General features: G+C 29.6%; 13 protein-coding genes and 1 riboswitch. Of the genes, 6 read left to right on the top strand and 7 right to left on the bottom strand.

Features of this window, described 5'->3' with window-relative positions; all coding sequences use genetic code 11:
• Window positions 1-3: 3 nt before the first annotated feature.
• From ACKOWY_RS05540 to ACKOWY_RS05515, 6 genes are all read right to left on the bottom strand, one after another.
• A complete protein-coding gene (locus tag ACKOWY_RS05540) occupies window positions 4-1,356 on the bottom strand; it encodes an alpha-amylase family glycosyl hydrolase (RefSeq protein ID WP_408940448.1) in 1,353 nt (450 codons plus the stop codon).
• A 94-nt stretch (window positions 1,357-1,450) separates the two neighbouring features.
• Window positions 1,451-4,768: a T9SS type A sorting domain-containing protein gene (locus ACKOWY_RS05535; RefSeq protein ID WP_408940447.1), complete on the bottom strand. Its 3,318-nt coding sequence runs from the start codon at window positions 4,766-4,768 to the stop codon at window positions 1,451-1,453.
• 98 nt (window positions 4,769-4,866) lie between these two features.
• Complete coding sequence (locus ACKOWY_RS05530; RefSeq protein ID WP_408940446.1) at window positions 4,867-5,070, bottom strand: helix-turn-helix domain-containing protein; 204 nt, start codon at window positions 5,068-5,070, stop codon at window positions 4,867-4,869.
• A gap of 3 nt (window positions 5,071-5,073) precedes the next feature.
• Window positions 5,074-5,622, bottom strand: a complete 549-nt coding sequence (locus ACKOWY_RS05525) for a DUF2975 domain-containing protein (protein WP_408940445.1) — start codon at window positions 5,620-5,622, stop codon at window positions 5,074-5,076.
• Window positions 5,623-5,810: 188 nt separating this feature from the next.
• Window positions 5,811-6,011 carry a hypothetical protein gene (locus tag ACKOWY_RS05520; RefSeq protein WP_408940444.1) on the bottom strand — a complete coding sequence of 67 codons (201 nt, stop codon included), beginning with the start codon at window positions 6,009-6,011 and terminating at the stop codon, window positions 5,811-5,813.
• Window positions 6,012-6,018: 7 nt separating this feature from the next.
• Window positions 6,019-6,261 (bottom strand): hypothetical protein, encoded by a 243-nt coding sequence (locus ACKOWY_RS05515; protein WP_408940443.1) that lies wholly within the window; start codon window positions 6,259-6,261, stop codon window positions 6,019-6,021.
• 71 nt (window positions 6,262-6,332) lie between these two features.
• On the opposite strand from ACKOWY_RS05515, the gene ACKOWY_RS05510 reads away from it, so the two are divergent.
• From ACKOWY_RS05510 to ACKOWY_RS05500, 3 genes are all read left to right on the top strand, one after another.
• On the top strand, window positions 6,333-6,692 hold the full coding sequence (locus ACKOWY_RS05510) for a hypothetical protein (RefSeq protein WP_408940442.1): 360 nt from the start codon (window positions 6,333-6,335) through the stop codon (window positions 6,690-6,692).
• 1,040 nt (window positions 6,693-7,732) lie between these two features.
• Window positions 7,733-8,122: a hypothetical protein gene (locus ACKOWY_RS05505; RefSeq protein WP_408940441.1), complete on the top strand. Its 390-nt coding sequence runs from the start codon at window positions 7,733-7,735 to the stop codon at window positions 8,120-8,122.
• A 157-nt stretch (window positions 8,123-8,279) separates the two neighbouring features.
• Window positions 8,280-9,113 carry a hypothetical protein gene (locus ACKOWY_RS05500; protein ID WP_408940440.1) on the top strand — a complete coding sequence of 278 codons (834 nt, stop codon included), beginning with the start codon at window positions 8,280-8,282 and terminating at the stop codon, window positions 9,111-9,113.
• A gap of 209 nt (window positions 9,114-9,322) precedes the next feature.
• Here the strand turns inward: ACKOWY_RS05500 and ACKOWY_RS05495 are convergent, their stop codons facing one another.
• The gene (locus ACKOWY_RS05495) at window positions 9,323-9,847 is read right to left on the bottom strand and encodes a hypothetical protein (RefSeq protein WP_408940439.1); all 525 of its coding nucleotides are present in this window, start codon (window positions 9,845-9,847) and stop codon (window positions 9,323-9,325) included.
• A 104-nt stretch (window positions 9,848-9,951) separates the two neighbouring features.
• Window positions 9,952-10,045, top strand: a riboswitch (SAM-I-IV-variant riboswitch).
• A gap of 188 nt (window positions 10,046-10,233) precedes the next feature.
• Between ACKOWY_RS05495 and ACKOWY_RS05490 the strand changes: the two genes are divergently transcribed.
• The 3 genes from ACKOWY_RS05490 to ACKOWY_RS05480 form a co-directional block, all read left to right on the top strand.
• The gene (locus ACKOWY_RS05490) at window positions 10,234-12,147 is read left to right on the top strand and encodes a hypothetical protein (RefSeq protein ID WP_408940438.1); all 1,914 of its coding nucleotides are present in this window, start codon (window positions 10,234-10,236) and stop codon (window positions 12,145-12,147) included.
• 5 nt (window positions 12,148-12,152) lie between these two features.
• Window positions 12,153-12,896, top strand: a complete 744-nt coding sequence (locus tag ACKOWY_RS05485; protein WP_408940437.1) for an N-formylglutamate amidohydrolase — start codon at window positions 12,153-12,155, stop codon at window positions 12,894-12,896.
• 16 nt (window positions 12,897-12,912) lie between these two features.
• Window positions 12,913-13,347: hypothetical protein (locus ACKOWY_RS05480; protein WP_408940436.1), on the top strand; the 435-nt coding region annotated here is incomplete at its 3' end.

Below are 13,347 nucleotides of genomic sequence, written 5' to 3'. Positions count from 1 at the left end.
TTATTAATATTCATAAATTTTATAGCCCCATGGGGACATTTGAAATTCGTTGGAATTCAATATTATTTCTTTTTCTTCAAATACTGAATAGGTTTTACCTACTAATTTTTTATCTATGATTTTGATGGTTTGTTCTTTCCCAGAAAGGTTTAGGATTACTAATATTTTATTTTTTCCGTTTTTTCTAACATAGGCATAAATTGCATTTGCATCACCCAAATTTACTTTTTCAAAGCAAGAATTAACAGCAAGCGCTTTGTTTCTTTTTCTTAATTCGAGTAAAGTTTTGTAAAATTTTTCTCTTTCGAAATTTTTAAAAGTCATCGGGTCTTTTTCAAAAAACTCAATTGCACGCAACATCGGTTCTTCTTGTCCGCTGTAAATAAGAGGCACACTATTTTTTAAAGTTTGTGTCAATACGGCAAATGGCGCATGAACTTCTTTTGGGAATGTTCCAAAATCGGCGTGGTTCCAACTGTTTTCATCGTGGTTACTGGTAAAATACATTTGAATGGTATTTTTAGGATACTTTGTTATATTTTCTGTTAGAATACTATCCAAACTAAATGCAGGTCTTTTTCCTTGAGCCACTTTTTCCATCATTTTAAACATGTGCCAAGGATAAACCGCGTCAAATCCGGATTTGGCAAGGTAGGTGCTATCCCCTTCAGCAAGCATAAATAAAGGCTTCATTTTATTTAACTCAGGAATTGATTTTTTCCAAAAAGATGCGGGTACATTCCAAGCTACATCGCAACGAAAACCATCAATATTGGTGTTTTTTACCCAATATTTCATTGCAGCAATCATACTGTCTTGCATCACAGGATTTTTATAATCCAACTGTCTTACATCTGCCCAATCAAAAGCAACTGCCGGTTTTCCTTGTTTGTCTTTTACAAAAAAATCAGGGTGGTCTTTTAACCAATTATGGTCGGCACCGGTGTGATTTGGAACCCAATCAATTAACACTTTCATCCCTTTTTCATGAATGGATTGCACTAAATTTTTAAAGTCGTCTAGGTTTCCATATTCCGGATTGATAGCAGTATAATTAGAAACGGCATAATAACTTCCTAAAGTACCTTTTCGATCTAATTTGCTGATGGGGTTGATGGGCATGAACCAAATGGTTTGTACCCCCATGGCTTTAAGTCGGTCCAGGTGTTTTGCAAAAGCATCGAAAGTACCTTCAGGAGTATATTGGCGAACATTTACTTCATAGATGTTTCCCTGCATGATCCATTGAAGATGACCATCAACTAATTTTGAATCTGTTGTAGAAGATAAATTTGCTTTACAGCTGATAATCAATAATGCTACTATCAGCAGTAAACTGAGCGAGATTTTTTTCATTTTCTGAATTAAAAATAAGAGAAAGGTTTTCTTTTCAAATATAATAAAAAAGGCCGCCATTACTGACAGCCTTTTTCTTTTTTACATTGTAAAATTAGTTTACAATAATTTTTTTGGTTTCTTTTTGGTTTGTATCGGTAGTCACTTCAACAAAATAAGTTCCACTACCCACTTCTTTTAAATTCATAACTTCAGAATAATTGGTAGAAGAATAATTTTCTTTTTTGATTACTCTACCTAGCATATCAACCAACTGAATTTGTTTGATATAATTATTCGAATTCAATTGAATTGTAATCGCTTCATGTGCTGGGTTAGGATATACAGCCAAATTAGTGCTTGCAAACTCATTCGATGCAAGTGAAGCTACGAATTCGGTATTGAAGGTATTGGTAATAATTGCAGGGTTGTAATCAAAGTAGATGGCTCCCGTATTTGGAATAATATCTCCAATTGCATAACCTGGTTTTGGTTTAACTTGGAATGTTACATACCCTTTTCCTGTTGATGTATTTGCTATTGAAACTGGTAGCATGATGTCATCAAATTTCCAATTTAAGTTATTTCCAACTCGGTCTAAAATATACGGATGACTAGAACTTACTGTTCTTACAGTTGTTTCATCCAATTTAGAGTCCAATACATCATTGATTCGAACATTGATAGCACTCGCAGAACCTGTGTTTTCAAATCGAATGGTATAGGTTAAATAGTCATTCGAAGTGAACGAACTGTAAAGAATTCGTTCCCCATGCGCTTCCATTTTATCATTAGGATCGTAGGCATTTACAATTATTTGAGTTAAGCTACTGGTATTATTTGAAGGAACTACATCTCCAGCAATAGGGTTGATCGTTGCAGTATTGGTTAATAATTGACCTGCAGCAACGGTTGGAATTGTAGGAACTTGCATGTAAACTGAAATTGTTCGAACTTCAAAAGGAGCCAAATTAGTAAAGTTATAGCTAAATCCGTTGGCTAACATCGTTACTCCCGCTTGAGATACCGATGAGATCGTTACATTAGCATCTTTAACAAAGTTGATGCTTCCTGAAGCAATGTTTTGATTTCCTAGATTGGTGTAGATAATTTTATTTTCATAAATAAATCCTGGTCTTGGAGCATTTACAGGTACAACAACAGTTACTAAATCAGAATAACTTTGTGCTACTGTTATAGGGAAATTATAATTTGCCATTCCGCTTCCTACAACAACATGAACATTGCTGTAAGAGGGTGTAGTGATATTATACAAACCAACATAAGCTGGATCAATGGTATAGCTTAGACTATAGGAATTGGTAGCATTGGTATCATAAATATTATAAACACCTGTTGGACTTGTAATATGGTGTGTGATTCCGTTTGTGTTTACTTCATAATGAAATTGCCCTAATGGGAAGTTTTGTTCCCCTATATCTTTAGTGCCATTATTATTTGAATCTAAAAAGGCATTAAGGCGTAAGCCACTGCAATTAATAGCTCCAGTAGAAGTGCTTCCAAGATCGGTAATTTTAATATATCCTGGTTGGTTACTGTAATTAGTAACCATAATTAAATAATACTGCCCAGGTTGTGCATTAGTAATTACTGGATATTCTACATTATTTGATGAATAACTACAACTTACCATATAGTTCGCTGTAATTTGTCCGTTACATGGAGTTGTTGGGTTTGTATATGGCCCTAAAACTACATAATCTACATCTAAATTACTAGTGCTAAAATTAATATCTGTGCTTTGTTGAATCATCAAATTGATGTTTCCTGTTTGGCTAATTGGCATTATAAACCAAGTTGGATTTGGTGTAGTACTTAAACAACTTAAAGCTCCTGTAGATGGTAAATTAGTCGTGTTTGGGAACGGAATTCCCAATGAAGAACATAATGAATTCGCTTGGCTACAAACCGATGCGTTGTTGCAATTTGGGAATGTTCTTAAATTAACCGTGTAAATCATATCACAACCGTTTGCTATAATTTCTCGGATGTAAATGGTGATAGTAGTTGACTGAACATTTACACTATAAGCACTTGGATTAGCAATTGCATTTGTTCCTGCTTCTGCATCTTGCTGGTTTGAAAAATACTGAAGGGTGTTCGATGTATTTAATTGTGACTGAACCGAAGTTAAATTAAAAATAATCGAACCGTTGCTGTCGTCATCACATTGCTCCATTTGTTGTAATGGGGTTGGACTATAATGAAAAGCATACACATTGATATAAAATACCGTTGTAAAATATTGTCCTGGAACATTGTTGTATGAAACTCTACCATAAATTGCAGTATTTCCTATCCCTGCACAATAAGGGGAAGATAACGGATTCACATTAGCTTCTGCTTCATTTGGAGAGGCATGATATGTAATGGTGTAATCATTAGGATTCATAGTTCCAATAATGTCATCATTATTATCGGTTAAATTAAAACAAGCTTGGTTGGTATCAGTACAACTTGAAAAACCTTGTGGTTGACCAAATTGTGGAGTACAAGCTAAGGTTGCAAATGAAACCGGTGTAGACCAAGGAGTTGTTTGAGAAACGGTACTAGTTGAACATATTCTTCTAACATATATTTGATAGTCACTTGCGCAGCTTAATCCTGTAATTACAAAATTATTACTGAAAAACACAGTTCCTTGATTAGGAATAGGTGCTCCGTAAGGAACAATTGCAGCCTCAGCAGTGTATGCAGTTCCTGGTACAGCATCGGTGCATGTAACTGTTGCGCTGGTTTCTGTAATGTTTCCAACAGAAACAATAGGAGTTGTGCAATTTGAATTAGAACATGCGGTAATTATTATAGCGTTTATTGTGCCTATTGACGAGCACCCCGAACTCATATTTGTCACCTTATAGTAAAAAATTAAATTAGGTGTTGTTGTAGGGCTAAATACACAACTCGGGTTGGGTATGGCATTACTACTATTTTGAGCATCTGTTGTTGTGTAATAAAATGAAACACTTAAACTAGGATCATTATTAGTAATAGAAGGTTCAAATTGCATTAAATTCCAACATTGATCGGTTATACAAAAGGTACCAGTGTAGGTGTTTGCAACAGGAACAGGAGAAACATAAAGCATAAATGAAGTAATAGAATAACTACTTGGATTATTAATTGGATAGGCTCTTGCAAAAATCAATTGGCTCGAAGTGGTGCACAAATAAGGATTTGGTAACGGATTTACATTTGCTACAGCATCTGCCTGACTCAAGTGATACGAAACCGTATAGATGTTTTGAGACAGGTTGCCTAGAATTTCTGAGTTTTTAGTAAACAAATAAAAACTCTCCATTCCGTCATTGTTTGAGTCACACAATGTGTAATTAGACGGGGTATTAATTTGCGGCTGTGCATAGGCCATTTGCAGACTAATAAAAAATATAAAAAGTAAAAATTTCTTCATTTAGTGTCTATTTTTTGAAATTAATTTAAATAAAATGTAGTGCAAGTTACAATTTTTCAATAGGTTATAAAAATTTATACCTTGAAATAATTAATAAATCATTTTTTATATTCTAAAATATCGGCTGGTTGACAATCTAAAACTTCACAAATAGCAGACAATGTGCTGAATCGAATAGCCTTAGCTTTTCCTGTTTTTAGAATAGATAAATTAGCTAAAGTTAGGCCTACTTTCTCAGATAATTCATTTAGAGACACCTTCCTTTTTGCCATCATAACATCAAGGTTTACAATAATTGCCATAATTTAAATGGTTAAGTCGTTTTCATTTTGTATTTCGATCCCTTTTTTGAAAATTTTGGCAACTAACAGCAAGGTAACTCCCATAAATATCCAAACATCTGCACCTCCCAGGTTTAACTTTTCTAAAGTTGGAATTAACACTCCTTGCGCGAGTAGCCAATTGGAAAATTTTGAACCGGCATAGGTAAATAGACCTATTGCGAAAACTATGTAACAAAAATGAAACAGAAAATCTTGTATTGCAGGATTAAATGGATGATCTAAGTTGAATTTCTTTTTGTGAAAGATTAAAATTGTTTTGTAAAATAAAATTGTTTTTAAAAGAGAAACGGTTATCAATAGTGAGGTTAAACAAATAAATAATCCTAAATCAAATTGAAATAAATTAGATAAATCCATAAAACCCCAAAAATGAGATGCCCATTCTGGTTTTACAAAAAGGGTGACGATCGTATTACTTAGATAACCTCCTGTTTCTATTGCTAGACCAATAAATAGGAACCAACATACAATTTCAAGAAGTAGAAACGATAAATGTAGTTTATTTTTCATGAGAACAAGTTTAATGATTTGTTACAAAAGTAATTTATATTTATTGATAAACAATAAATTTTTATTAGTAAACAAAAAAAACTCTAGAAAGTTCTAGAGTTTTAATAATAATATTTTTTTTGTTTCATTTAAATAGATCCTTAAACAGAAAAAATAAATAAACCAATATTCCAACGATTAGTTCTTTTTTATATTTCAAAAGAAACTGTTTCATTATCTTTCTTTTTTATAACGTCAAAAATTGCTCCTACAGCAACACCAATAGCCAAGCCCAAGGCGATACTTAAACTACGGTTTCCTGTTTTACTTCCATAAACAAGGCCAATAACGACTCCAAGAGCTGCGCCAATTCCAATTCCGTTTCCTGCTTTTTTTTGACTCGACTTCATAAAACTATTATTTATCGGCAAGTCCAATTGCAAAGCCAAATAGTGCAGCTGTTAGCGCGAGGTGAATGATTAAGACGGCTTTTTGCCATTTTGGGCGGTCATTCCATTTTTGATCTGTATTAAATGGATCAAATGCCAATCCAATTCCTAAAGAGGAAGCTGCCTGCATGTAATCATTAGCAAACAAAGATTGGTAGGCACCTAATAAAAGAAAGCCAATGTAAATGAATTTGTTAAAAGGTGTTTTCATTGTTACGTGTATTAGGTAATCAAAATTAATAATTAATTATTGAATTACTACATTTGAAAAAAATTGCCTTTATGAATCGTATTCAATTCTTTTTTCTACTAGTAGTTTCATTATGTACCTCGTGTATTCCTTTTCAAACACTCAATTCAACTACCTATATTAAACCCAATGATTCCTTTATATTGGGGAATAATGTTCATGGAAGATTTTCTGTAAGTGTCACCAATACTTCCGTTACCCCTATTACGTTATGGCAATGCCCTATTGAAGGCGGAAAACATTCGCCCATAACCTTAGAGCCAGCCGCAACTGTAAAAGTGAAAGTAAATAAAAATACCGCTTTGAAAATTGAAAACGACACACAAGAACAAATTGCAGTACAGCTAAAAGTTCATGGAGATACCGGATTGTCTATGGGGTATGAAAAATAATTTATAAAAAACCCGATACGAAAGTATCGGGTTTTGTTTAGCTCCCCATTTCATCGAAAGATGCAGCTATAATAAGTTAATTGAGTATGTGACAATCGGGAAATTAAAGTGTTGAACTTCGTACAATTTTGCAGGAAGTTTATTTTTTCTTTTTAAACACTCCAGCCAAAAGTAAAGTCATAAATGTTGTTCCCACTCCCAAAAGAATCCACCAAGTCATTATTTAAAAATTAAAATGATTGAAAAGTAGTTATAAAATTATACAAATAATATTTAATTTAAGAATTAGCCTACCTATAAAACATAAAAAGGGTTACACTATTCAAGTATAACCCTTTTACTTTGATATTGCTCCCCCTCTTGGGCTCGAACCAAGGACCCTCTGATTAACAGTGTGTTTTTAAAGAACTTATTTCGTTGATTATCAGTATTTTAAAATTTTATTCAATATGCAAAATCAAGCATTTTTTTGCAAAAGTACACTTAGAAAATACACTTAGATATGATGTCTTTTAAAGTTTCTAATTTTCGCACTTTTTGCGAATATTTTTTCTTATTAAATTTTTAGCATTAAAAAGATAAACCGTAAAAAAAAGCCCAAAAAACCGTAAAATAGAATAAAATTTTAGGTTTAATATCGTAGATTATAATACTAATAAAATAGTTATATTAAAGCATTTATGGGGTGATGCGTTTGATTTTCATTAGTTTAAAAAGGTTGGCTAATTCTATGAGAAACAAAATAATAATAAAAAGACAAAATGAAATCACTAAACATTAATACAATTACATAAGATTATTAACTTTGGAAATCATTATTTCATTTTTTTTGCAATATTAAATATTAAACTTACGAACCCATTTTTCTCAGAACTTAATAATGGCCTCCATAATCCATTATAGTAATTTCTAGTTAACAACTTTGATTCTCATTTTACACTAAAAAACAAGCTAATTTATCAATCGTACAAATAAGTTGGCATTAATATTTCATGAACCATATTTTTTTAATAAGACACGGATTAATCGATACCCAAACAATGTTACTTAATTCAAATGGGTTAAACTTTTCAAAAGATATTATTGAAATTTTCAACAACATTAAAATTAATTATATTTTGAGTTCTATCGAGAGAAGATGCGTTGATACTGTTTTACCAATTTCAAAAGATAGAAAAATTAAAATTCAAACATATAACAAGAAAGAATTTATTAAGTTGATACCGCTAAAATTTGCATTAGCTAATGAAGAATCAGTAACAATTATATGTTACAGAATTGAAGAAATAAATCATATCTTAACTGAGCTAAAGCTAGAAAATTTCACAGAAGAAAATAGAAATTGTAGCTACAGGGAGATAATATATTTGAAAATAAAAAATGATGTTGTAGAAGAAAAGAAAATTATAACAACTAATTATAAAAAGTAACGTTTATATCTAAAAGATTTACCGATTTTCTTCAAAAGAATAGCGAAAATTTTCTTATATTTACTACAATTTGACACATGTTTCCTGTACTATTTATAAGTGCGGGACTTTGTAGATAATTATACTTACTACTTATGATTCTAACTTAATTTAAAATATGAAAGCATTTGTAATTATGCCATTTGCAAAAAGTTTTGATGATATATTCAAAATTGGAATAAAAGATACAGCTAAAGAAAATGATATCGAAGCATATAGACTTGATGAGGAATTGTTTGACGAAGGAATGCTTGCCAAAATATATAGTGAAATTGAAAATTGTGACTTTGTAATTGCAGACCTATCAGATAAAAATCCAAATGTTTTCTATGAACTTGGTTATGCTCATGCCATTGGGAAATTATGCATATTAATAACTAAAAGCGTTGAAAATATTCCTTTTGATTTAAAGCATAAAAGGCATGTTGTTTATGGTACATCGATAACACATCTGAAAGAACAGTTGTCTAAAAATTTTGAATGGGCTAAAAAAGAAATTGTATCGAACAAAAATAATCCTTTTGAAATAGAATTAAAAAGTGATGGTTCACTTGAAACAACAGATGAATATTCTCAAGCTATAATCAATTTCACAATTGATATAGAAAACAAATCAAACAAAACTTCTCCAGAAATTCAAGCTATATACTTGTATTCATCTAAAATGTGGAATATTAGACAACATGGAAAAATATTATCTTATAAAAAGTCAGATTTAAAACCATATAATTACAAGTATCAACTATCAATTGATTCATCAAAAATACCAAAAAAAGGTTGGATGCTTATAGAGTTAAATACTTCAAGGATAATTGCGGAATCATGGTTAGGTGAGGAAATAAAAGATAACTATACTATTCAAGGAAATATTTTTATTGAGATTGTTACTGATAAAGGAAATTTTTCAAAGAAAATACCAATCTCTGTATATTTAGACACATTACCTTTTTAATATCACCCTCCTAAAACAGCTGTTCAAGAAATTGGAAATAATCTGCAAATTTTACTTTTCACTTTGGTTATTTTTAATATAAGTGGAAAATTTAACGTGTCGAAATTTGCCAAATTGCTAATAACTAATACAGAAAAAATATTTTCAAGTGCACTAAAAAACTATTATATAAATTCTTAAAAATAATATTTTTGAATTTTATCAGATTGTTAATTCTTAATTAATTTACCTAAAAGCAAATTAAATTCATTTTTTAAATTTATGTAATCAATTTCTTTAATATAAAATGAAGGTATGTTGTCATTTTCATCTAAAAATTCTAATGAAGAACCATCAGAAAATTTTACAGATGAAATAATTCCATTTTCATCCTCAATTTCATCAATAATTTTATCTTCTATCCCTTCCTTATTCAAATCTAACCCTTTAAAATCTGGGATATCACTATTAAACCATTTATTGCAAAAAGTCTTGAATAAATCCATGTTGTCTAATAGTTTCTTTTTTAGAACAATTGGAATGTAACTTTCAGAATTAATTTCATAAAGATAATAATGAATAGTTAACATTTGCACTCCAAGAGGTTGGTTAATAAATTCATTAATCCAACAATCAAATGTCATTTTTTCATCATCATATAAAGGGAGAAAGGAGTAATGCTTTTCGCATGACCCAATATCAACATATCGTTGATATTCATTATTTCTTGAAGATTTATAATTTATTTTTCTCATTAGATTTTTAGATTGTAAGTATACAACCACCCTGTCAAAGTTACTAAATAATTTAGTAGACCTCTTAAAAAATTTGTTGATATAAGAAAATAAAATATATATTTGTCATGTATTTCGAACCCATTAAGGGTACCAACCGAGTGAAGACACCACGGTGGTAAAACAATACGGACTGTCTAGTCAAAATAAACGTAAGTTTACCCAGACACCTATTTATTTTCTCGAAATACAAATAAGAAATTTTAATTTAAACTTATTTGTATGAAAAAAACAATTCAAATTACCCTACAAGACAAAGAATATCTAAATTTTAAGTATTCTATTCTGTTAAATTCTAGAATCTTTGCTAGCATTATTCAATTTCCAAAACTTAAAATGATAAAGTAATGGAAAGTAAATATTTTGTATCCGAAAAATCTGGAAATACTTTTGAATTCCAGCCAACATGTTATTCTCTATCTGAAAATAATATTATAGCCCAATATTATTTCCTTCAAAAGAGGGAATGGGTGCTATTTGAAATTGAGCACAATGATATACAAACACAAATCGATTTAACTAATGTGCCAGATTATGTTTTTGTGTTTTTAGAATCAAATGACATTAATTGGAATGTTGTTGGTGCTACACATTGTTTGAATAAAAACGAAGGTGCATTTGGGATATTAACGCCACATAAAAAAATATTGTGTATACCACATGAAGCTTTAATTGATATTAATAAATTGGCATTTGTTACATGTGTTCAAACTCAATCATTACCTACATGGTCTTCAGAATTAGCCAAAATAGAAGAACACATTTTTGTTTTTTTTAGATTAGGGGTTAATAACTTGGTTATTAAACAGGAATCAATTAGAAAACATAATATACAAACTCAATTAAAAGAATATTATGAATTTGCAGACTTTGACAATGATATTTTTTTACTAACCAATAAAAAGCATACAAAATCTGACCTTTTAGAGGTTATTAATAATATACTAATACCAAATGGATTAAAATTAAATGGAGATTATTGTTTTATAGATGGTTATGTTTTTCCATCCTCGAGTAATTATGACCAACATCCAGATTGTATTTCGATTCCATGGTTATCTGGATATTTTCACCCAACGACAGATAAATTTGGTGAAGGCGACTACATTCACTTTGCAAAAAACAATTTAATTAAAAGAATTGTTTTTATGTTCTATCAATATTTAAAAAACAACCATTGTCACACTTTAAAGAATGGAGTCAAACCCTTTTTAATTAAAGATGGCTATCTCTATTTTGGATATGAGCAGTTTGATAATCCAGATTTAAAAATATCATTATTAAATATTATTAATAATAATTATTCTGAATTTACAACAAATAAAGGATTTGATTATATGTATATTGATGAATTAGAAAAGTGTAAAGCTTATTGTTCTAATCTAAACGATGTCGAATTAATAAATTTTTATAATAATGAAATACATAGAATGAAACTAAATGAAAATGGAAGGTATTTATTTGTTAATGCAATTAAGGATGAAATTAAATCTAGAAATTTTGATTCTTCAATTCTCGATGAATTGACTAGGGTTGGTATTTTCAATTCAAAATTTTATTTAAAAGTAAAATTAAATAATAAAAATGAACTTGAGGTTATAGATGATAAACCATTTCAACACCAAAATTTTAAAAATGGATATGGAAATTTTCCTTATATAATTTTAAAAACTGGCTATGCAATATTCATGCAAATCCCAATTCATTTTAATGTCAATGGAGATTTTGTTAATTTTCCTGGAACTAGTTTAGAAGATATATGTAGTGAACTTATTTCAGAATATGAACTTGACAAAAAATCTGAACTCCATAATAGGTTGATAGAACATTGTAAATGGGTAAAAGCCAAAATGGAAGCCGATAAAAATCGAGAAGCCAAAATATATCTTGTTGAAGGACCACAAACAGCATATTATTTTGATGGCGATACTATTACATTTTCTGAAAAAATCCCATACGGTGGTACTTTAGTAACGCAACAAAATGATATTATAGCAATGAATGCTAATCATTATATTGAGGAAAATCCTATTACTTATTCAATGCACGACCAAATGGGTCTTACTGTTGAAAAACAAGTTGAATTATTAGCTACCAATCCATATCGTTATTATATAGCCCCAAACGTTTGGATAGGAAGAAATTTAAGTCGTATTAAAGAACTAAATGGACTTTTAAAGCATGCTGAAGAAAACGAAGATTTTGAATTATGCCAAAGGATTAAGGAAGTAATAAATCATTTAAATTCTTTATACTCTTAGTTATTATGAAAAAGTTGATTTTACATATACCTCATTCTTCCACGAACTTTCCATTTGTGGATGGATTCATTTCAAATGAAATCAAAATCAAACAAGAAGTAGTTAAACTTACTGATTGGTATACGGATGAATTATTTTATTCTGAGCATGATACCATGATTGTTACACCGTTTTCTAGACTTTTTTGCGATGTAGAAAGATTCAAAAGAGATGAAGATGAAATTATGTCAAAAGTTGGAATGGGGGCAACCTATGAACTTTTTGACGATGGAAGTTTATTAAGAAAATTGACACCCAAACTACGTGAGTCTATAATTGAAGGTTATTATGACAAGCACCATAGTCTATTGAATCTTGAAGTAAAAAGACAATTAGAAAAAAATGACAAAGTATTAATTTTAGATTGTCATTCATTTTCATCTATTCCATTTATTAGAGATTTGAATCAAAACTCAAATCGTCCAGATTTTAATATTGGAACTGACCCTTACCATACACCAAAAGAACTAATTATTATTTCAAAACAATATTTTGTAAATTTGGGATATTCATGTGAAATTGATTGGCCTTATAGTGGGTCAATTGTACCGTTAAGATATTATAAAAAAAATAAAAATGTTAATTCGATTATGTTAGAGGTAAATAGAAGTTTATACTTGAATGAACCAACAAAAAATAAATCAACTAACTTTGAAAAAACAAATGGAATTGTTAAAGGATATATAGAATTATTAAATTCATTAAAATAATTAAAAAGTGAAATATATGAAAATAAGTAATAAAATTATAGCAAGAGAGGTATTATGGGCATTTTCAATTTTATTTATTTCAATATTATTTTATTTTGGATTAATATTTAGAAATCATTTTATTAAAGTTGAAATTAAAAAATTAGAAAGCGAGCAATCTTTAATAACAAAAAAAATTGACTCTTTGATAGAATGTCAATTAAGTTTGCAAAACAAAAAAACACTATTTAATAATTTAAATTCTTTGCATCGTAAAAGAGTTTCCGATGATGTTATGCAAAAATATCTTGATGATTTTTGTGACAAGTTTGGAAATAAATTGGCTATTCAAGAAACCTTTAAATACAAACATAAAATGAATAATTTGACTAAAAAATTGGATAATAATAAAGAAAAATTATTAAATAATAATAATATTAAATATAACCTATATAATTTCTTAGGCGTTTTA

Origin of the sequence: Flavobacterium sp. (assembly GCF_046073885.1) — a bacterium.
Lineage (GTDB): Bacteria > Bacteroidota > Bacteroidia > Flavobacteriales > Flavobacteriaceae > Flavobacterium.
The sequence above is the reverse complement of the archived record's forward strand: the minus strand, read 5'-3'. Positions and strand labels throughout refer to the sequence as shown.